Genomic DNA, 18,902 nt, shown 5'->3' on the forward strand with positions numbered 1-18,902 from the left:
TTTGTGAATTATCGCGCTCTGCTGGGCATTGGCCTGGTCACTCTGGCTGCCTCCACTCAAGCTCTGGCCGGCGCCACGCTGGATCGCGTGCAGAAAAACAAAGAGTTGGTCAACGTCCTGATGGAAAGTTACCCGCCCTTCTCTTTCCTGAATGACAAGAACGAACTGGACGGCTTCGATGTGGACGTAGCCAAGGCCGTTGCGCAGAAGCTGGGCGTCAAATTGCGCCTCGAAACACCCTCCTGGGACGTGATTGCGGCAGGTCACTGGAGCGGCCGCTATGACATCTGCGTCTGCTCGATGACCCCAAGCAAGGCACGCGCTGAGGTCTTCAACTTCCCGGTCGAGTATTACGCTTCGCCGGCGGTCATTGTGGTCAACGCCACCGACGACCGCATCCACTCGGCCAAGGACTTGAGTGGCAAGAAAGTCGGCCTGACCAGCGCCTCCAGTTACGAAAGTTACCTGAACAAGAACCTGGTCATCGACGGCGCGGAAGACAAGCCGTTGCAGTACCCGTTCGAAGACGTGCAGATCGCCCCGTATGACAACGACAACGTGGCCTTTCAGGACCTCGGTCTCGGCGCTGGCAAGCGGCTGGACGCTATCCTCACCAATCTGGTGACGGCAAAGCCGCGTCTGGATCAGGACAAGCGCTTCAAACTGGCCGGTGAAACGCTGTACGAAGAACCCAACTCGGTGGCCATCGAGAAAGACGATCCGGAATGGGACGCCAAGGTTCGCGAGGTCTTCGCTGAACTCAAGAAAGACGGCACCTTGAGCAAGCTGTCACAAAAGTGGATCGGTGCTGATATCAGCAAATGACTTCTTTCGAGCCCCAACGCCCACCTGAGCAGGCTGATCAAGGCCTGCTCAAACGAGTCTTCGGTTTCCGCACGCGGCTTTACCTGACCTGGCTGGTCATGTTTGTGCTGTTCGCCGGGTTCTTTCTGAGTTTCGACCTCAAGCTGTCGATCATTCTCGACAAACTGCCCAATCTGATTGGCCTGCATCTGGCGCCCAACGGCTTTCTGCAAGGCGCGGCGCTGACGCTGTTTGTGTCGGTATGCTCGATTGTCGTGTCAGTGGTGCTGGGCTTTGTCACAGCGCTGGCGAGGCTGTCCAGCAGTGCTGTCGCGTTCGGCATCGCCAGCTTTTACGCCTCGTTCTTTCGCGGTACACCGCTGCTGATCCAGATTCTGCTGATCTATCTGGGCTTGCCGCAGGTGGGCATTGTGCCGGGCGCGATCATGGCGGGGGTTATTGCCTTGTCGCTCAACTATGGGGCCTATCTGAGCGAGATCTTCCGTGCCGGGATCATCGGCGTTGCGGCCGGGCAGCGTGAAGCTGCGCTTGCCCTGGCGCTGCGTCCGGCGCAGATCTTCTGGCGCGTCACACTGCCCCAGGCCATGCGCACCATCATCCCGCCGACCACCAACCAGTTCATCTCCATGCTCAAGGACTCGTCACTGATCTCGGTGATGGGCGTCTGGGAAGTGATGTTTCTGGCCCAGTCCTATGGCCGGTCCAGCTATCGCTACATCGAGATGCTGACCACCGCAGCGGTGCTGTACTGGATCATGTCGATCGGGCTGGAGCTGTTGCAGTCGCGACTGGAAAAACATTACGGCAAGGCGTATCAGGCTCGGAAGTAGCTGCGGCGTTCGTCTTAAGCTCCGCGTGGGAATACGGTTCGAGGTGCTCCGCGTGCTGTGCAGCGTAGCTGTGTGACGCAGAGCGTCACGAAATGCATGCAAACGCGGAGCGTTGGCACGATAGGTGTTCTCTTGTGCGCCTCTCGTTCCTCACGCTCCGCGTGGGAAAGAAGTTCCGGACGCTCTGCGTCCAGCTCTGGCAACGCGGAGCATTGGCACGATAGTCAGCCGCGGGCTTTTTCGATCAGTTCGATGTACTCGTCTGCATTGCGCTGATCCTTGATCAGGGCGATGAAGTCGTTGCCGTGCTCGTCCTTGCCATCGAAGTCATGGCCCGCTTCCTTGAAGAACACCAGAAAGCGCTCAAAGTCGTTTATGCGCAGGCCACGGTAGGCCTTGATCAGTTTGTGCAGCGACGGCGAGGTAGCATCATACGGTTCGAAGTCGAGGAACAACTTGATCTGCTCGTCGCCGATCTCATCACCAATCAACTGTTTCTTGTCTTTACGCATTACAGGCTCCAACTTGTCGCAGACACTTTCACGGGCGGGCAGTTTACCCCCCGGCGAGCGCAGGGCTCAACGCGCATGTGCAGTGGTATGCAGATCGGCCCAGATGTGGCCGTTGGCGTAGCTCAGGTACTGGCAATAGACCTTCTCGTTGCGCAGCAGGTCAACCAGTATCCGATACTGTGACAGCGGGTAATAAAGCGTCAGCGTGCGGGATGCTTCATCGTAAGTGGGCTTCTTCAGGCTTTTGTTTTCGCCGCCATCAAAATGCACCAGCACCTGCGAGATCGACGCGCCCTTGTTCAGCGACTTGCCATTGAGGCGCAGCGACAGGGGTGAGGTCACCGGGATGGGTTGCTGACTGGATTGCCTCTGATTACCGGCAACAATCGTGTACTCAGTCACCTGCATCAACTGTTGCTGCTCCGGCACACCTTCACGCAGGCTCAGGTCATCAGGCGGCAGATATTGCTCGTGCATAGGGCTGGTCGATGCCGGCGCGGCGGGTGCCGCGAATGCCTGACCAGACAACAGCACCAACGCCAGGGCGCCGGGAATCAGTAACTTCATTGAGGGTTTCCAGATAATTGCGAATCGACGGCCGCGCTCTTTCAAGACAGAGGCGGCCGTCAGGATGCCTTACATCCCTTTGACCGCATAGATGCCAGCAGCATTGCGCCAGTAGCCTTTGTAGTCCATACCGAAACCGAAGATGTAACGGTCGATACACGGCAAGCCTACATAATCGGCTTTCAGGTCCGGACGGGCCTTGCGGTCGTGATCCTTGTCAATCAGCACTGCGGTATGTACAGCGCGGGCACCGGCGTGTTTGCAGAAATCGATGATAGCGCCCAGGGTGTGACCTTCATCTAGGATGTCATCGATGATCAGCACGTCACGATCAATGAACGAGACCTCAGGCTTGGCTTTCCAGAACAGATCGCCGCCCGTGGTTTCATTGCGATAACGTGTCGCGTGCAGGTAAGACGCTTCCAGCGGGAAGTTCAGGTGAGTCAGCAGTTTGCCCGAAAAAATCAGGCCGCCGTTCATCACGCAGAACACAACCGGGTTGCGATCTGCCAGTTCGGCATTGATCTGCGCACCGACGCGGGCGATGGCAGCATCGACTTGTGCCTCGGTATACAGGCAGTCAGCTTCGCGCATGATTTGACGGATATGCTCGAGATCAGCGGACATGACGCTCTCCAGGTAAGGCAGTTCAAGAAAAGCGGGCAAAGGTACGCATCCGTTCAATCCAGAGCAAGCGATTCTGGACTAACGTTGCGAGTGTCTTCTAAAAGCCGCGAACGTCGAAGCTTCCAGCTGATACTGCACGCGCTTTAAGACAGTAACAGCTGAATAGATTAATCTAGGCCGATTTTTTGCCCCGCTGGAGCTTTTCCCCATGCCCATTCGTGAAATCCGTCATCCGCTGATCCGCCACAAGCTCGGCCTGATGCGCCGCGCCGACATCAGCACCAAGAATTTCCGTGAGCTGGCTCAGGAAGTCGGAGCGCTGCTGACATATGAAGCAACTGCCGACCTTACGCTGGAAAACTACGATATCCAGGGTTGGGCCGGTACGGTGTCGGTCGAGAAAATCGCCGGCAAGAAAATTACCGTGGTGCCCATCCTGCGCGCCGGTATAGGCATGCTCGATGGCGTGCTCAGCCTGATTCCGGGCGCCAAGGTGAGTGCCGTGGGCGTGGCCCGCAATGAAGAAACCCTGCAAGCGCATACGTATCTGGAAAAGCTGGTCCCAGAGATCGACGAGCGTCTGGCCATGATCATCGACCCGATGCTGGCCACCGGCAGCTCCATGGTCGCGACCATCGACCTGCTCAAGAAAGCTGGCTGCAAGGAAATCCGCGCCATGGTATTGGTCGCTGCACCCGAAGGTATTGCGGCAGTGGAAAAGGCCCACCCGGATGTGATGATCTACACCGCCTCCATCGACGAGCGCCTCAACGAACACGGCTACATCATTCCGGGCCTGGGCGATGCCGGTGACAAGATTTTCGGCACCAAACAGAAGGACGCGTAACCCGATGACGCAGCAGGAGTTCAACGATCCACTGTGGCGCACGATCCTTTCCGGTGCGCAAATGCTGTTCGTGGCGTTCGGCGCGCTGGTGCTGATGCCGCTGATTACCGGGCTCGACCCTAACGTCGCGCTGTTTACCGCCGGGCTTGGCACGCTGCTGTTTCAGATCATCACGGGCCGTCAGGTGCCGGTGTTTCTGGCCTCGAGCTTTGCTTTCATCACCCCAATCATTCTCGCCAAAGGTCAGTTCGGCCTGGCCGCGACCATGGGCGGCGTGATGGCAGCAGGCTTCGTCTATACCTTTCTCGGTCTGGCGGTGAAGATCAAAGGCACCGGATTCATTGACCGCTTGCTGCCCCCCGTGGTCATCGGGCCGGTGATCATCTCGATCGGTCTGGCCATGGCGCCGATTGCGGCCAATATGGCGATGGGCAAGACCGGCGATGGCGTACAGCTGATTCCCTATCAAACCGCCATGCTGATTTCGATGCCTGCGTTGCTGACCACCCTGATCGTGGCCGTGTTCGGCAAAGGCATTTTCCGTCTGGTGCCGATCATCTCCGGCGTGCTGGTGGGTTTTGCCCTGTCGTTCTACTTCGGCGTGGTCGATACCCAGAAAATTGCCGACGCCGCCTGGCTGGCCCTGCCGCACTTCACGGCACCGGAATTCAACTGGCAGGCGATTCTGTTCATTGTTCCGGTGGCACTGGCTCCCGCCATCGAGCACATCGGCGGCGTGATTGCAGTCGGCAGCGTGACCGGGCGCGATTACCTGAAAAAACCAGGACTGCATCGCACACTGTTCGGTGATGGTGTTGCAACAACCGTGGCTGGCCTGTTCGGCGGACCGCCCAACACCACTTATGCCGAAGTCACCGGCGCGGTGATGCTGACCAAGAACTACAACCCGCAAATCATGATCTGGGCGTCGTTCTTCGCGATCACTCTGGCATTTATCGGCAAGTTCGGCGCGCTGCTGCAAAGCATCCCGGTGCCGGTGATGGGCGGGATTCTGTGTCTGCTGTTCGGTTCGATTGCGGCGGTCGGCATGAACACGTTGATCCGCCACAAGATCGACCTGGCCGAAGCACGCAACCTGGTCATCGTTTCGGTAACGCTGGTGTTTGGAATCGGCGGCGTGCTGATCGGCACGGGCAACGGCCCGAACGATTTCGGCCTGAAGGGCATCGCGCTCTGCGCCGTGACCGCTATCGTCCTGAACCTGATTTTGCCGGGCAATGACAGCTGGAAGAACAAGCAACTGGATGATCAGTTGCCGTAATACCTGGCCGGAGTGGGCTTGACGATCGTGCCAATGCTCTGAAGTTGGCATGCAGCTCGTGGCTATGTGACGCGGAGCTTCACGAGATGCATTCCTACGCGGAGCGTAGGAACGATCATCAACATTACGCTATCGTGCCTGCGTTTCGCGTGGGCATGGCTGTTATGGACGCTCTGCGTCCATCTTGCATGTTCAGCGCATCACAACATCAACGGCGCACGCTCGCACAGTCTGCTCAATTCTTTCGCCCAGTTCGGATCGTCGTTCAGGCAAGGGATCAGGATCAGCTCCTCTCCTCCCGCGTCCTTGAACTGCTCGGCACCACGGTCGCCGATCTCTTCCAGCGTCTCGATACAGTCAGCCACGAACGCCGGGCACATGACCAGCAGCTTCTTCACACCTTTCGCCGCCAGTTCGTCCAGGCGCGCCTCGGTGTAGGGTTCGATCCACTTGGCGCGCCCCAGTCGTGACTGGAACGACACCGACCATTTGCCATCAGGAATACCCATGCGCCTGGCAAACGCCGCAGCCGATTGTATGCACTGAGCGCGATAGCAGGTGGCAAGCACTTCGGCTGGCGCGGTCATGCAGCAATCGTCCTTGAGGCAGTGCTTGCCGGTCGGGTCGAGCTTATGCAGATGCCGCTCGGGCAGGCCGTGAAAACTCAGCAGCAGGTGATCGTAAGACTGCTCCAGATGCGGGCGCACACTTTCTACCAGTGCACTGAGGTACTCAGGCTGATCGTAGAACGGTTGTAGCACCGAGAACTGCATCTTCAGCGATTTGGCGCGCACCACGCGCTTGGCCTCTTCGATAACGGTGGTCACCGTACTGTCGGCAAACTGCGGATACAGCGGGGCCAGCGTGACTTTCTTGAAGCCTTGCTCTGCCAGACGCGTCAGCACGGTTTCAACCGACGGCTCGCCATAACGCATCGCCAGTTCGACCGGCCCGTGCGACCACTCTTTTTTCACAGCGGCCTGAAGCCGTTTGCTCAGCACTACCAGCGGCGAACCTTCGTCCCACCAAATTGATGCATAGGCATGCGCCGACTGTTCGGGCCGCTTGATCAGAATCAGCGACACCAGCAGCCTGCGCACCGGCCATGGCAGGTCGATCACATACGGGTCCATCAGGAACTGGTTCAGGTAACTGCGCACGTCTGCCACTTGAGTAGAAGCAGGTGAACCCAGATTGACCAGCAACAAAGCGTGATCGGTCATGCAACATCCTATTTCAATGGCTTTCAGTGGCGGCCCAGCAAATCCTGCAGGGCAGTATCGAGTTCGGTGTACTTGAACGTGAAACCGGCTTGCTGCAAACGTGCAGGCCGGGCGCGCTGGCCGCCCAGCAACAAGACCGACAATTCGCCCAGCAGCGCTCTCAATGCCAGCGCAGGCATGGGCATGAACGCAGGCCGATGCAGAATGCCTGCCAGCGTCTTGGCAAACTGACGATTGCGGACCGGCGACGGCGCGCAGACATTATAAGGACCCTTTGCTTCATTCAGATTCAACAGAAAATCAATCGCGGCAATTTGATCCTGAATGTGAATCCACGGCATCCACTGCCGACCGTTGCCAATCGGGCCACCCATACCGAACTTGAAAGGCGGCAACAGACGCTGTAAGAAGCCGCCGCGATCCGACAACACCAGACCGGTGCGCAGCAGCACGACACGCACGCCCAGCGCTTCGGCACGCTGCGCGGTTTCTTCCCAGGCGTTGCACAGCTGGCTGGCGAAGTCTTCCTTGGCAGGTGGTGACGTTTCGTCGATTTCGCGCTCGCTGCTGTCGCCATACCAACCGACAGCAGAGCCTGAAATCATCAGCGCAGGCTTCTGCGAGCGGCTACCCAGCCACGTCAGCAATTGTTCAGTCAGACCGATACGGCTTTCCCACAACAACAGTCGGCGTTTGCGCGTCCACGGACGATCCGCAATCGGTGCGCCGGCCAGGTTGATGATCGCATCCACCGGCTGCTCGCCCAACTCGTCGAGACGGGCAATGCCGCGCACAGTGGGACCACACAATTGGGCCACATCGGCGGGTTGGCGACTCCACACGGTCAGTTCATGGCCTTGGGCGGACCACAGGCGACAGAGCGCTCTTCCGATCAAACCAGTACCACCGGTCAGCAATATGTGCATGGCAGGTAACCTCGCGTGGCGTGCATGACAATTGAGTTGTCTTATTTTCAACAGCTTCGCTCGTCAGAAAAACGAAACTGTTTACTGAACCATAGGCCACACCTGAACAGGTCGCCGCTTTGAACGCCCTGACCGGGTGGCTGATCGGTTCGACCTTGCAGGTAGCAATGTGACTCACTGTGCAGACTCGAAAACCTCTGCAACTTATACCAAACAAGAAGATTGTACAGGTTTTAACTACGGCGTAGTCTGTACAGACAAGGTAACGAGGCCCCTATGACTGTCCCAATCGCAATCATCGGTACCGGTATCGCCGGACTTTCAGCCGCCCGGGCGCTCACAGACGCCGGGCATCAGGTGCACCTGTTCGACAAAAGCCGCGGCAGCGGCGGTCGGATGTCGAGCAAGCGCAGCGACGCGGGTTCGCTGGACATGGGCGCACAATATTTCACCGCACGAGACAGGCGTTTTGCGACTGCCGTCAAGCAATGGCAGGCTCAAGGGCATGTCGCTGAATGGACCCCGTCGCTCTACAACTTTCATGGCGGCAGGCTCACCCCTTCTCCCGATGAACAAGTGCGCTGGGTCGGCAAGCCAGGCATGAGCGCCATCACCCGAGCCATGCGCGGCGACCTTCCAGTGTCGTTCTCGTGCCGTATCACTGAAGTGTTTCGCGGGGAAGAACACTGGAACCTGCTGGACGCCGAGGGCAAAAACCACGGCCCGTTCAGCCATGTGATCATCGCAACCCCTGCCCCACAGGCCACTGCATTGCTGGCTGACGCACCGAAACTGGCCAGCGTGGTAGCAGGCGTCAAGATGGAGCCGACCTGGGCAGTCGCTCTGGCCTTCGAGAAGCCGCTGCAAACGCTTATGCAGGGCTGCTTCGTGCAAGACAGCCCGCTGGACTGGCTGGCACGTAATCGCAGCAAACCCGAGCGTGATGACACCCTCGATACCTGGGTGCTGCACGCCACCAGCCAATGGAGCCGACAGCATCTCGACGCCTCCAGAGAGCAGGTCATCGAACATTTGCATGGCGCTTTCGCCGAATTGGTCGACTGCAGCATGCCCGCTCCGGTATTCAGCCTGGCGCATCGCTGGCTGTATGCACGGCCTGCCGGCTCGCACGAATGGGGCGCCCTGTCTGATGCTGACCTGGGCATTTATGTCTGCGGTGACTGGTGCCTGTCGGGGCGAGTGGAAGGCGCATGGCTGAGTGGCCAGGAAGCGGCACGCCGGTTGCTGGAACACATGCAATGAACCAGATCAATCCGCGCAAACTGCTGCTGTCGAAGTGGACGGCAGCCACCCCGGTCAATCGCGAGAAGCACTTTCTGGTGACCGAGTTGTTCAAGGACGAAGAAGGCACTGTGCTGGAAATCGAACTACAGGCCGTGTTGACGCAACGCAGCGAGCGGCTGCCGTGGCAGGTGTTGCAACAATCGGACACATGGCGCATGGGCTGGAAGTAGCTGGGCACACGTCTTGATGATGATTCCTGCGCAGAGCGTGTGGAACGAGAGTCAGCGCCTATCAGGAGCAGACTCAAAAGCCCTCTACAAAGAATTTGACTTGTACAGCTACACACCTATGATGAAGCCAAGTTGTACAGAGCGCTCTATCTGTACAAGTCTTCTGTAGAGGTGGTTGATGCTCATGCCCGCAATCGAAAAACCAAAACTCGGTATCAGTGCCTGCCTGATGGGCGCCGAAGTTCGTTTCAATGGTGGACACAAGGAGTCTCATTTGTGCACCCAGGCATTGAGCAAGTATTTCGATTTCGTCCAGGCATGCCCCGAAGTCGCAATCGGCATGGGCATCCCGCGTGAGCCGATCAGACTGGTCGGTGATGCAGAGAATCCCAAGGCGCTCGGCACGGTCAATCGTGACCTGGATGTGACCGCAGCACTGGCTGAATACGGCGTACAGATGGCCGATGAGCTGGGCGATATCTGTGGTTACATCTTCATGCAGAAGTCGCCATCCTGTGGTCTGGAGCGGGTCAAGGTCTACCGTGAAAACGGTGCGCCGGTCGATGGCGGCGGGCGCGGTATCTACGCGCAGGCTTTTTGCGAGCGTCATCCGAACCTGCCCGTCGAGGAAGACGGACGTCTCAATGACGCCGTGCTGCGCGAGAACTTCGTGACCCGCGTATTTGCCTACGCCGCCTGGCAACAGCTGTTGAAAGAAGGCGTGACGCGTCGCGCCCTGACCGAATTTCATTCGCGCTACAAATACCAACTGATGGCCAACGATCCAGTGCAATACAAGGCTCTGGGCAAAATGCTCGGCAGCATGGGCCGCAGTGATCCGAACGAAATCGCCCCGCTGTATTTCAGCAACCTGATGGCAGCATTGAAAAAGTGCGCAACGCGCAGTACTCACACCAATGTCCTGCAACACCTGTGCGGCTACCTCAAGCAGACCATCAGCAGTGAAGACAAGCAGGAAATCCAGCAAGTGATCAGCCAGTACCATCAGGGCATCGTGCCGCTGATCGTGCCTCTGACCCTGCTCAAGCATCATTTTCGCCAACATCCAGACCCGTATGTGGCGCTTCAGGTGTACATGCAACCCCATCCGGAAAATCTCAGCCTGCGAAATGCGATTTGATACTCATGAATGAAGCAGAGAAAGATACCGACCCAGAGGTACCAGGCGACTGGCTGCCTATTCGGGAAGTTGCACGACAGACTGGCGTCAACGCCGTGACCTTGCGCGCCTGGGAGCGCCGCTATGGCTTGATAGTCCCGCATCGTACGGCCAAGGGGCATCGGCTGTATTCGGAAGAGCATGTCCAGCGGGTCATGAAAATCCTGACCTGGCTCAATCGTGGCGTCTCGGTCAGCCAGGTCAAAAACCTGATCGACGACAACCGTACGGACGCCCTGCCCCCTACCAATGACTGGGATGCGCTGCGCCAGACGCTGTTGATAGCGATTGGCGAACTGGCCGAGCGTCGCGTGGATGACGTGTTTAATCAGGCCATGGCGCTCTACCCGCCGCGCACCCTGTGTGAACAACTGTTGCTGCCACTGCTCGCCGAGCTGGAACAGCGCTGGCAAGGCAAGTTTGGTGCTCAACTGGAGCGCACATTTTTCTATTCGTGGCTGCGCAGCAAGTTCGGTGCGCGCATCTACCACAACAACCGTCAGCTCAATGGCAGCCCGTTGCTGCTGGTCAATCAGTCCGATCTGCCGCTTGAGCCGCACCTGTGGCTCGCGGCCTGGCTGGTCAGCAGTGCCGACTGCCCGGTAGAGGTGTTTGATTGGCCGCTGCCGGTCGGTGAGCTGGCGCTGGCCGCTGAATACCTGAAGCCTCGCGGCATACTGCTGTACTCCAGCAAAGCCCTGAACATCGCCCAGTTACCGCGCCTGCTGGCCAATATCACCTGCCCTGTCGTGCTCGGTGGACCAACGGTACAGATCCATAAAGCCGATTTGCTCGTACAGGCAAGCGAGATAGCTGGCTTGACCCTTGCCAACGACGCGCTCAGCGCTCAGATCGAGCTGGGCAAGCTCGGACTTATCTAAGGACTTCTCATGCAACTGATCTGGCTGCGTAGCGACCTGCGCGTTCATGACAACACTGCCCTGACCGCCGCCATGCAGCGCGGTCCGACGCTGGCGGTTTACCTGCTCAGCCCTGCGCAGTGGCTAAGTCACGACGATGCCGACTGTAAAGTCGATTTCTGGCTGCGCAACCTGGTCGAGCTGGAAAAAGCCCTTGGCAAACTGAACGTGCCGCTGCTGATTCGCGAGGCTGACACCTGGGACAAGGCACCTGAGGTGCTGTCGACACTGTGCAGTGAATTCAAGGTCGAGGGCCTGCACCTCAACGAGGAATACGGCATTCACGAAACCCGCCGTGACCAGGCCGTGCAGAAGATGCTTGAAGACGCCGGTGTGCATTGCACCCGCTACCTCGACCAGTTGCTGTTCAAACCGGGTAGCATCCTGACCAAGACCGGCAACTACTTTCAGGTATTCACCCAGTTCAAGAAGGCCTGCTATACCCGACTGCATGCAGCTATGCCGCCTCTCGTGCGCACGCCCACCGCACAGCAAGCGCTGTCGATAAAAAGCGATCGGGTTCCTCACCAGGTGAGCGGTTTTGCTACGCCGACGGATGCGTTACGCGCACTGTGGCCCGCTGGCGAGGGCGAGGCCAGTCGCCGCATGGACGCTTTCGCAGACGAGCAGATCAGCTACTACAAGGACGAGCGGGACTTCCCGGCAAAGCCCGGCACCAGCCAGCTTTCAGCCTATCTCGCTGCCGGGGTCATTTCGCCGCGCCAGTGCCTGCATGCCGCCTTGACCAGTAATCATGGGGAATTCGAGACCGGCGACGTGGGCACGGTGACCTGGATTAACGAACTGTTGTGGCGAGAGTTCTACAAACACACGCTGGTGGGCTACCCTCGTGTTTCGCGTCATCGCGCTTTCAGACCGGAAACCGAAGCACTGCAATGGCGCGACGCCCCTGAAGAGCTGCTGGCGTGGCAGGAAGCGCGCACCGGCCTGCCGATCATTGACGCGGCCATGCGTCAATTGCTGGAAACCGGATGGATGCACAATCGGCTAAGGATGGTCGTTGCCATGTTTCTTACTAAAAACCTGTTGATAGACTGGCGGGAAGGCGAGCGCTTTTTCATGCGCCACCTGATCGACGGCGACCTGGCGTCCAATAACGGCGGCTGGCAGTGGAGTTCGTCCACCGGTACCGACTCGGCCCCGTATTTCCGTATCTTCAACCCGTTGTCACAATCGGAAAGATTCGACCCCGAGGGCGTGTTCATCAAGCGCTGGCTGCCGGAGCTGGCAGACCTCAACAAAAAACAGATTCATGACCCCGCTTCTGTCGGCGGGCTGTTTGGCGTCGCCGATTACCCGAAGCCCATCGTCGACCTGAGCAAAAGTCGCGCCCGCGCGCTGGCAGCGTTCAAGGCGCTGCCAACCCGCGTGCCCGCCGCAGGGGCTGACCATGGCTGACTTTCTGCACAGCTTCGCTCAGCGCTTTGCCGCACTGAACAAAGACAACCTGAATCAGGTCGCCGAGCTGTACAGCGAAGACGTGTCGTTCAGCGACCCGCTGCACGATATTCATGGCCTGCCTGCCATGCAGCGTTATTTCGCCGAGCTGTACGCCAACGTTCGTGATCTGCATTTCGATTTTCACGCCTTCGACGAAGTCCGGCCCGGCGAAGGCTATCTGGTCTGGACCATGAGCTACTCGCACCCACGCCTGGCCGCCGGCCAGACCATCCGGGTCGAAGGCTGTTCGCACCTTAAATGGCATGAAAAGGTTTACCGGCATCGCGACTATTTCGATGCCGGAGCGTTGCTCTACGAACATCTGCCCATCATGGGCCGAGTCATCAATTGGCTGAAGAAGAGGTTGGGATGAGCACTCCTGGCGCACGACGTATCTGGTTGACCGGCGCCAGCAGTGGCATCGGTCTCGCTTTGGCAAAGGAATTACTCGACGCAGGGCATCGGCTGGCATTGACTGCCAGAACCCTGGAACCGCTGCAGAACCTCGCGACCCTGTACCCGGAGCAGGTGCTGCTGGTCACGGGTGATATCACCGATGGCTTGCAAGTGAAGTCCATAAGCGACCGCATCGCTCAGGAATGGGGCGCCCTGGACACGGCGATTCTCAATGCCGGAACTTGCGAATACATTGACACCCGCAACTTCGAAGCGGCAATGGTCGAACGCGTGGTGCGCACCAATCTGCTGGCCAGCAGTTACTGTATTCAGGAAGCGCTGCCGTTGTTGCGCAAGGGGACACAGCCGCATCTGGTCGGTGTCGCCAGCGCAGTGACGTTCCTGGCACTGCCTCGCGCAGAAGCCTACGGCGCGTCGAAAGCCGGGCTGCGCTATCTGTTTGAAGCCCTGCGCATTGATCTGGCCAGCGAAAACATCGATGTGACCATCGTCAGCCCAGGGTTTGTCGATACCCCGCTGACGCAAAAAAACGATTTTCCGATGCCCATGCGCTGGCCCGTCAAAAAGGCCGCACAGTACATTGCCGAAAAACTCAACCGCGCACGGCGACCGCTTGAAATTGCCTTCCCGACGGCATTCATCCTCAGTATGAAACTGTTGGCCCTGTTCCCGGCGCGCGTCAGATTCGCCATCGGCAAGCGCATGGCGCGCAGCGAGACGGCCAATAAGGACGCGCAATGAAAATCGCAGTCATTGGCAGCGGGATCGCTGGGTTGACCAGTGCCTATCTGCTCAATCGCAAGCATGAGGTCACGGTATTCGAGTCCTCGGACTGGGTCGGCGGGCACACGCACACAGTCGATGTCCAGGTCGAGGGGCGTGCCTATGCCATCGACACCGGTTTCATTGTGTTCAATAACTGGACCTACCCGAATTTCATTCGCCTGCTGAGCCAGCTGGGCGTGGACTTCAAACCCGCTGAAATGAGCTTTTCGGTGCACGATCCGCGCACTGGCGTCGAATATAACGGCAACAACCTCAACAGCCTGTTTGCCCAGCGCAGCAACCTGCTGTCGCCAAGGTTCTGGGGCATGCTGCGCGATATCCTGCGGTTCAACCGGCAGTCCGTCGAAGACCTGGAAAATCAGCGCATCGCGGCAGACACCACGCTCGGCGAGTACCTGAAAAAAGGCGCTTACGGGCAACGCTTCATCGACCACTACATCGTGCCGATGGGCGCGGCGATCTGGTCCATGTCGCTGGCGGAAATGCTCGGCTTTCCGCTGCAATTCTTCGTGCGCTTCTTCAAGAACCACGGCCTGCTCTCGGTCACCAACCGGCCGCAATGGTGCGTGATAGAGGGCGGTTCCAGAAGCTATGTCGAGCCCTTGACTGCCTCGTTCCGGGAGCGCATTCGCCTGTCATGCCCGGTCACCCGCGTGGAACGCGACAACGAGGGTGTAACAGTACACAGCGCTGCGGGCAGCGAACATTTCGACAAGGTGGTGTTTGCCTGCCACAGCGACCAGGCCCTGGCATTGCTGGCCGAACCGTCCAGCGCCGAGCAGTCGGTGCTTGGCGCCCTGCGCTACGCCGAAAACGATGTGGTGCTGCACACCGATACCCGTCTGCTGCCAGACCGCCGTCTGGCCTGGGCCAGCTGGAATTATCGTCTTGGCGGCGATGATAAACAGTTGGCAGCCGTCACGTATGACATGAACATCCTGCAAGGCATCGACAGCGACACCACGTTCTGCGTCAGCCTGAATCAGACTGCGGCCATCGACCCGGCCAGCATTCTCGGTCGCTACCGCTATTCGCATCCGCAATACAGCCTTGACGCAATAGCGGCACAAGCGCGCTGGCAGGAAATCAATGGCGTCGACCACACCTGGTACTGCGGCGCCTACTGGGCCAACGGTTTTCACGAAGACGGCGTTGTCAGCGGCTTGCGCGTGGCTCAGGCGTTCGGTGAAACATTGTGAACAGCGCCCTCTACAGTGGCTGGATCAGTCACCGGCGATTTTCGCCACGGTCTCATGAGTTCACCTATCGCATCGGTCTGATCTATCTGGACCTGGATGAGCAAGAGAGCGTATTCGGGCTTTCGCCGCTGGCGGGCAACAGACGTTTCGCCGCGTTTTCGTTCCGCGAGCGCGACTATTTGCCGGAACTGACCGGGCGCGGCGTGCCGCTGATAGAAGCGGCACGCGAACGGGTCGGCAAAGCGCTGGGGCGTATGCCGCTGGGTCGGGTCTGCCTGCTGACCCAGGCGCGCAGTTGGGGGTTGTCGTTCAACCCGGTCAGTTTTTTTTACTGCCATGAGGTGGACGGCACGCTGGCCGCCATCCTCTGTGAAGTCACCAACACACCGTGGGGCGAGCGCTACAGTTATGTACTGCCAGCCACGGTTGAAGGCCATCAGCATTTTGCCGTGGCCAAGGCTTTTCATGTTTCACCGTTTCTGCCGCGTGATCTTGAGTACCGCATGAGCTTCAGCCAGCCTGCCGAGCGTATCGGTGTCCATATGGCGGACTGGCAAGGCGAGCTGAAGATGTTCGACGCCACGCTCAACCTGACACGGCAAAACCTCAATCGCCAGACATTGCACCGCCATCTGATGGCGTTCCCATGGATGACCGCGAAAACCTGTCTGGCCATCTATTGGCAGGCCGTGCGCCTACTGGTCAAACGCATCCCTATTTTTTCCCATCAGGCCGCCGACGGCGAATACCGTGCCGCCGCCGTGCAATCCAAGGACTCACACCATGAAAAGCAGTAGCAGTAGTTTTTCTGCCAATCTGGGGACCAATGGTCTGACGGCAGACATCCTGCGCCGAGGCGTTCTGCGGCAGATGACAGGCCTGCGCAACGGTCAGTTGGTGGTCGTTGAAGGAGGCCGGCGGCATGTGTTCGGCAAGAGCGATGCGCTGATCCAGGCCGAAGTCCACATTCTGGATTCGGCGGCCTGGGGCATGATTGCCAGCAGCGGCTCGATCGGCGCTGGCGAGGCGTTCATCCACGGTTACTGGACCACACCTGACCTGACGGCGGTGGTACGGGTATTTGTCAGCAATCTGGATGTTCTCGACGCGATGGAAGGCGGCGTAGCGCGTCTGACCCGGCCTTTGATTCATGGTCTGCACTGGCTTAACCGCAATACCCGCAAAGGTTCGCAGAAAAACATCGCGGCCCACTACGACCTGGGCAACACACTGTTCGAACAGTTTCTCGACCCGACCATGATGTATTCGGCGGCACAGTTTCTGAATGAAAACGACACGCTTGAACAGGCGCAACTGAACAAGCTGGAGCGTATCTGCCAGAAGCTGGCCCTGAAACCCGAAGATCACCTGCTGGAAATCGGCACCGGCTGGGGCAGCATGGCCATTTACGCTGCGCAGCATTATGGCTGCCAGGTGACCACCACCACGCTGTCGAAAGAGCAGTTTGCTTATACGCAGCAGAAGCTTGTCGAACTGGGACTGCAGGATCGCGTGACGTTGCTGCTGACCGACTACCGTGACCTGACCGGCGAGTACGACAAGCTGGTGTCCATCGAAATGATCGAAGCGGTCGGCCATCGCTTCCTGCCGACCTATTTCAAGCAATGCGCCAGCTTGCTGAAGAGCAACGGCATGATGCTGCTGCAGGCAATCACCATTCGCGAACAGCGCTATACCCAGGCCAAGCGCAATGTGGACTTCATCCAGCGCTATATTTTCCCCGGCGGCGCCCTGCCCTCGGTGGCAAAGATGCTCGACATCGTTGGCAATGATACCGATATGAACCTGCTGCACATGGAAGACTTTGGCCTGCATTACGCCCGCACGTTGCGCCTGTGGTACGACAATTTCCGGAACGCCCACGGCAAACTGACCGAACTGGGTTACGACGAGTACTTTTTGCGTCTTTGGGAGTTTTACCTGTGCTACTGCGAAGGGGGCTTCCTGGAACGGACCATCGGCACCGCGCAACTGCTGCTGGCCAAGCCGGACGCGTTACGCGAACCACTGCTTGGGCGCTTCAATGCTTAAAACCATCGCCAACGCGCTGCTGTTTCAGATCGGCTGGTTTGCCTGCGTGCTGGGCGGCAACAGCTACTGGTTGCTGATTGCTTTGGGCGTGCTGGTCATCCACTTTTTGTGGATCAGTTCGTGGGCCGCAGAAGGTCGACTGGTGACTACCGTCATGCTGATCGGCGCATTGATCGACAGCTTGCTGATGACCCTGGGCGTGTTCGACTTCGGCGTCAGTGGCTACCTGCTGCCCTTGTGGCTGGCTTTGTTGTGGGCGGTCATGGCCACCACGCTTAATCATTGCCTGGCCTGGACCGCCAGACCGCTGTGGCGTGCAGCCATTCTTGGCGCTATCGGCGGCCCGATGTCGTACTATGCCGGCTCGCAACTGGCGCAGGTTCACCTTCCACTTGGAGTGTGGCCGAGCATGTTGCTGCTGGGGCTGGTCTGGGCAGGTGTTTTCCCCCTGTTGCAATGGCTGGCCGGCCGCACAACGCGCCATTCAGCCTGACACTCGGGAGACCCGCTCTGGACGCCACACTTATTCCGCTCGCCGATATTCACAGCGAAACGGAAGTCACCTGCTCAACCTGTGCGGCCTGCTGCTGCCAACTGGAAGTGATGCTGATCACCGACACGGGCGTGCCCGAGCGCTATATCGATAACGACGAATGGGGTGGCGAGGTCATGTTGCGGCTGGATGACGGCTGGTGCGCAGCGCTGGATCGCAACACCATGATGTGCACGATCTATGAAAAGCGTCCCTTGATCTGTCGTGAGTTCGAAGCCGGAGCAGAAGATTGCCTGAACGAACGCAAGGGGATTGCGACGGCTTATCTTTGATTCATCACTATCGTTCCTGCGAACGCAGTTATACCTGTCTTCGACTCAGGTCACCTTTGCGCCCTTACGGCGCCCTACTTTGAAGGACCAAAGTAGGCAAAGTCCCCGCTCCTGTTTCCGGCCCGACTTCGTCGGGTTCCTTCGCCCTGACACTGATCCGGGGGCCGCCGCAACGGGCCATCCATGGCCCGGTGCGGCTAGCCTGGCGTCCTGCCAGGCTACCCCCGGATCAGCGCCAGGACTCAGCCGTCACTTACGTCGCAATCTGTGTCGTCAGTGCCATCGCGTTAGAAAAAGCACCCGTTGGCAGTAGCTATAGACCAGGTATGACGTTGTGCCGCACCAGAGTCGATCAAATCAGAACGGCATTTTGTAATGCAAAGCGTAGCTTTCGATACCGTCGTTAGGCTGCTTGATGCCGGCGTTGGAGTAATGAGTGGCACGGATGCCGACTTCATGTCCGCCAGCGAAGCGCAGGCCGAAACCGATGCGGTCTTCGAAGTTGAATGCCGAGCCGAACTTGCGATCTTCAACCTGAGTGTTGGAGAACACCGAAACACCGATACCCGCTTCGACGTAAGGCTTCACGCTGCTGTTGCCGAACTCGTACACCAGAACCGGGGAGAACGACAGGCTGTGGTTATCCTTGTAGTCCTTGCCATCCCAGTAGGTGTAGGCGCCGTCCCAATAACCGGTCAGACGGCCAATGTCGCTTTGCAACCAGGTTTTGTCCCAGTCGAACTGAACACCCAGGCGATAAGTCATTGTGGACTCGCCGGTCTGCCCAACCGAAAATTCAACGCCGTCGGCCTGCGCCAGTGAAGTCTGGCCTGCCATAAGGGCCGAGAGCACGGCCAGGCAAAAGAGTCTCTTCATGAGAAACGTCCTAAATTGTATGAGTTTGTAAGAAAGTGTTGGAATTCGTTAACCGCAATTATAGAAGCCAGC

General features: G+C 58.5%; 22 protein-coding genes. 16 read left to right on the top strand and 6 right to left on the bottom strand.

Annotated features, from left to right (window positions below; all coding sequences use genetic code 11):
- Nucleotides 1-3 precede the first annotated feature (3 nt).
- The gene (locus N018_RS20335) at nucleotides 4-825 is read left to right on the top strand and encodes an ABC transporter substrate-binding protein (RefSeq protein ID WP_024671881.1); all 822 of its coding nucleotides are present in this window, start codon (nucleotides 4-6) and stop codon (nucleotides 823-825) included.
- Nucleotides 822-1,655 (top strand): amino acid ABC transporter permease, encoded by an 834-nt coding sequence (locus tag N018_RS20340; RefSeq protein WP_024643633.1) that lies wholly within the window; start codon nucleotides 822-824, stop codon nucleotides 1,653-1,655. Before N018_RS20335 ends, N018_RS20340 begins: the two co-directional genes overlap by 4 nt.
- Before the next feature lie 224 nt (nucleotides 1,656-1,879).
- Here the strand turns inward: N018_RS20340 and N018_RS20345 are convergent, their stop codons facing one another.
- The 3 genes from N018_RS20345 to N018_RS20355 form a co-directional block, all read right to left on the bottom strand.
- The gene (locus tag N018_RS20345; protein WP_003365576.1) at nucleotides 1,880-2,167 is read right to left on the bottom strand and encodes a PA4642 family protein; all 288 of its coding nucleotides are present in this window, start codon (nucleotides 2,165-2,167) and stop codon (nucleotides 1,880-1,882) included.
- A gap of 66 nt (nucleotides 2,168-2,233) precedes the next feature.
- Nucleotides 2,234-2,734 (bottom strand): hypothetical protein, encoded by a 501-nt coding sequence (locus N018_RS20350; protein ID WP_024647581.1) that lies wholly within the window; start codon nucleotides 2,732-2,734, stop codon nucleotides 2,234-2,236.
- A gap of 69 nt (nucleotides 2,735-2,803) precedes the next feature.
- Nucleotides 2,804-3,361, bottom strand: a complete 558-nt coding sequence (locus N018_RS20355; protein WP_024647582.1) for a hypoxanthine-guanine phosphoribosyltransferase — start codon at nucleotides 3,359-3,361, stop codon at nucleotides 2,804-2,806.
- Nucleotides 3,362-3,569: 208 nt separating this feature from the next.
- Between N018_RS20355 and upp the strand changes: the two genes are divergently transcribed.
- On the top strand, nucleotides 3,570-4,208 hold the full coding sequence (upp, locus tag N018_RS20360) for a uracil phosphoribosyltransferase (protein WP_002552170.1): 639 nt from the start codon (nucleotides 3,570-3,572) through the stop codon (nucleotides 4,206-4,208).
- Between the two features lie 4 nt (nucleotides 4,209-4,212).
- Nucleotides 4,213-5,490, top strand: a complete 1,278-nt coding sequence (locus N018_RS20365) for a uracil-xanthine permease family protein (protein ID WP_024647583.1) — start codon at nucleotides 4,213-4,215, stop codon at nucleotides 5,488-5,490.
- Nucleotides 5,491-5,690: 200 nt separating this feature from the next.
- On the opposite strand, the gene hemH is transcribed toward N018_RS20365, so the two are convergent.
- Entirely contained in the window at nucleotides 5,691-6,713 is a 1,023-nt protein-coding gene (gene hemH / locus N018_RS20370; RefSeq protein WP_025390588.1) for a ferrochelatase, read from the bottom strand.
- 23 nt (nucleotides 6,714-6,736) lie between these two features.
- The gene (locus N018_RS20375; protein WP_025390589.1) at nucleotides 6,737-7,639 is read right to left on the bottom strand and encodes a TIGR01777 family oxidoreductase; all 903 of its coding nucleotides are present in this window, start codon (nucleotides 7,637-7,639) and stop codon (nucleotides 6,737-6,739) included.
- 276 nt (nucleotides 7,640-7,915) lie between these two features.
- Here N018_RS20375 and N018_RS20380 point away from each other — a divergent pair, with 276 nt between their 5' ends.
- The 12 genes from N018_RS20380 to N018_RS20435 all read left to right on the top strand — a co-directional run bounded on the left by N018_RS20380 (nucleotide 7,916) and on the right by N018_RS20435 (nucleotide 17,954).
- Nucleotides 7,916-8,902, top strand: a complete 987-nt coding sequence (locus N018_RS20380; RefSeq protein WP_024647586.1) for an NAD(P)/FAD-dependent oxidoreductase — start codon at nucleotides 7,916-7,918, stop codon at nucleotides 8,900-8,902.
- A complete protein-coding gene (locus N018_RS20385) occupies nucleotides 8,899-9,114 on the top strand; it encodes a TIGR02450 family Trp-rich protein (RefSeq protein WP_024647587.1) in 216 nt (71 codons plus the stop codon). Before N018_RS20380 ends, N018_RS20385 begins: the two co-directional genes overlap by 4 nt.
- A gap of 184 nt (nucleotides 9,115-9,298) precedes the next feature.
- Complete coding sequence (locus tag N018_RS20390; RefSeq protein WP_024647588.1) at nucleotides 9,299-10,255, top strand: YbgA family protein; 957 nt, start codon at nucleotides 9,299-9,301, stop codon at nucleotides 10,253-10,255.
- Nucleotides 10,256-10,260: 5 nt separating this feature from the next.
- Nucleotides 10,261-11,175, top strand: a complete 915-nt coding sequence (locus N018_RS20395) for a MerR family transcriptional regulator (RefSeq protein ID WP_024647589.1) — start codon at nucleotides 10,261-10,263, stop codon at nucleotides 11,173-11,175.
- A 9-nt stretch (nucleotides 11,176-11,184) separates the two neighbouring features.
- Complete coding sequence (phrB, locus tag N018_RS20400; RefSeq protein ID WP_025390590.1) at nucleotides 11,185-12,633, top strand: deoxyribodipyrimidine photo-lyase; 1,449 nt, start codon at nucleotides 11,185-11,187, stop codon at nucleotides 12,631-12,633.
- Entirely contained in the window at nucleotides 12,626-13,048 is a 423-nt protein-coding gene (locus tag N018_RS20405) for a nuclear transport factor 2 family protein (RefSeq protein ID WP_024647591.1), read from the top strand. Before phrB ends, N018_RS20405 begins: the two co-directional genes overlap by 8 nt.
- The gene (locus N018_RS20410; protein ID WP_024647592.1) at nucleotides 13,045-13,833 is read left to right on the top strand and encodes an SDR family NAD(P)-dependent oxidoreductase; all 789 of its coding nucleotides are present in this window, start codon (nucleotides 13,045-13,047) and stop codon (nucleotides 13,831-13,833) included. The genes N018_RS20405 and N018_RS20410 overlap by 4 nt, the downstream gene beginning before the upstream one ends.
- A complete protein-coding gene (locus N018_RS20415; protein WP_025390591.1) occupies nucleotides 13,830-15,077 on the top strand; it encodes an NAD(P)/FAD-dependent oxidoreductase in 1,248 nt (415 codons plus the stop codon). The genes N018_RS20410 and N018_RS20415 overlap by 4 nt, the downstream gene beginning before the upstream one ends.
- Complete coding sequence (locus tag N018_RS20420; protein WP_025390592.1) at nucleotides 15,074-15,874, top strand: DUF1365 domain-containing protein; 801 nt, start codon at nucleotides 15,074-15,076, stop codon at nucleotides 15,872-15,874. Before N018_RS20415 ends, N018_RS20420 begins: the two co-directional genes overlap by 4 nt.
- On the top strand, nucleotides 15,861-17,129 hold the full coding sequence (locus N018_RS20425; RefSeq protein ID WP_025390593.1) for an SAM-dependent methyltransferase: 1,269 nt from the start codon (nucleotides 15,861-15,863) through the stop codon (nucleotides 17,127-17,129). The genes N018_RS20420 and N018_RS20425 overlap by 14 nt, the downstream gene beginning before the upstream one ends.
- A complete protein-coding gene (locus N018_RS20430) occupies nucleotides 17,122-17,622 on the top strand; it encodes a DUF2878 domain-containing protein (RefSeq protein WP_025390594.1) in 501 nt (166 codons plus the stop codon). Before N018_RS20425 ends, N018_RS20430 begins: the two co-directional genes overlap by 8 nt.
- Nucleotides 17,623-17,639: 17 nt before the next feature.
- A complete protein-coding gene (locus tag N018_RS20435; RefSeq protein ID WP_032606082.1) occupies nucleotides 17,640-17,954 on the top strand; it encodes a YkgJ family cysteine cluster protein in 315 nt (104 codons plus the stop codon).
- A 357-nt stretch (nucleotides 17,955-18,311) separates the two neighbouring features.
- On the opposite strand, the gene N018_RS20440 is transcribed toward N018_RS20435, so the two are convergent.
- Nucleotides 18,312-18,830: an acyloxyacyl hydrolase gene (locus tag N018_RS20440; RefSeq protein WP_024645448.1), complete on the bottom strand. Its 519-nt coding sequence runs from the start codon at nucleotides 18,828-18,830 to the stop codon at nucleotides 18,312-18,314.
- Nucleotides 18,831-18,902 lie beyond the last annotated feature (72 nt).

The sequence above is a fragment of the Pseudomonas syringae CC1557 genome (genome assembly GCF_000452705.1).
Classification (GTDB): domain Bacteria; phylum Pseudomonadota; class Gammaproteobacteria; order Pseudomonadales; family Pseudomonadaceae; genus Aquipseudomonas; species Aquipseudomonas syringae_F.

Bases quoted from the DNA above. Each gene is read 5' to 3' on its own strand.
- N018_RS20340 (WP_024643633.1), top strand. From the start codon at position 822: ATGACTTCTTTCGAGCCCCAACGCCCACCTGAGCAGGCTGATCAAGGC.
- N018_RS20345 (WP_003365576.1), bottom strand. From the start codon at position 2,167: ATGCGTAAAGACAAGAAACAGTTGATTGGTGATGAGATCGGCGACGAG.
- N018_RS20350 (WP_024647581.1), bottom strand. From the start codon at position 2,734: ATGAAGTTACTGATTCCCGGCGCCCTGGCGTTGGTGCTGTTGTCTGGT.
- N018_RS20355 (WP_024647582.1), bottom strand. From the start codon at position 3,361: ATGTCCGCTGATCTCGAGCATATCCGTCAAATCATGCGCGAAGCTGAC.
- upp (WP_002552170.1), top strand. From the start codon at position 3,570: ATGCCCATTCGTGAAATCCGTCATCCGCTGATCCGCCACAAGCTCGGC.
- N018_RS20365 (WP_024647583.1), top strand. From the start codon at position 4,213: ATGACGCAGCAGGAGTTCAACGATCCACTGTGGCGCACGATCCTTTCC.
- hemH (WP_025390588.1), bottom strand. From the start codon at position 6,713: ATGACCGATCACGCTTTGTTGCTGGTCAATCTGGGTTCACCTGCTTCT.
- N018_RS20375 (WP_025390589.1), bottom strand. From the start codon at position 7,639: ATGCACATATTGCTGACCGGTGGTACTGGTTTGATCGGAAGAGCGCTC.
- N018_RS20380 (WP_024647586.1), top strand. From the start codon at position 7,916: ATGACTGTCCCAATCGCAATCATCGGTACCGGTATCGCCGGACTTTCA.
- N018_RS20385 (WP_024647587.1), top strand. From the start codon at position 8,899: ATGAACCAGATCAATCCGCGCAAACTGCTGCTGTCGAAGTGGACGGCA.
- N018_RS20390 (WP_024647588.1), top strand. From the start codon at position 9,299: ATGCCCGCAATCGAAAAACCAAAACTCGGTATCAGTGCCTGCCTGATG.
- N018_RS20395 (WP_024647589.1), top strand. From the start codon at position 10,261: ATGAATGAAGCAGAGAAAGATACCGACCCAGAGGTACCAGGCGACTGG.
- phrB (WP_025390590.1), top strand. From the start codon at position 11,185: ATGCAACTGATCTGGCTGCGTAGCGACCTGCGCGTTCATGACAACACT.
- N018_RS20405 (WP_024647591.1), top strand. From the start codon at position 12,626: ATGGCTGACTTTCTGCACAGCTTCGCTCAGCGCTTTGCCGCACTGAAC.
- N018_RS20410 (WP_024647592.1), top strand. From the start codon at position 13,045: ATGAGCACTCCTGGCGCACGACGTATCTGGTTGACCGGCGCCAGCAGT.
- N018_RS20415 (WP_025390591.1), top strand. From the start codon at position 13,830: ATGAAAATCGCAGTCATTGGCAGCGGGATCGCTGGGTTGACCAGTGCC.
- N018_RS20425 (WP_025390593.1), top strand. From the start codon at position 15,861: ATGAAAAGCAGTAGCAGTAGTTTTTCTGCCAATCTGGGGACCAATGGT.
- N018_RS20430 (WP_025390594.1), top strand. From the start codon at position 17,122: ATGCTTAAAACCATCGCCAACGCGCTGCTGTTTCAGATCGGCTGGTTT.
- N018_RS20440 (WP_024645448.1), bottom strand. From the start codon at position 18,830: ATGAAGAGACTCTTTTGCCTGGCCGTGCTCTCGGCCCTTATGGCAGGC.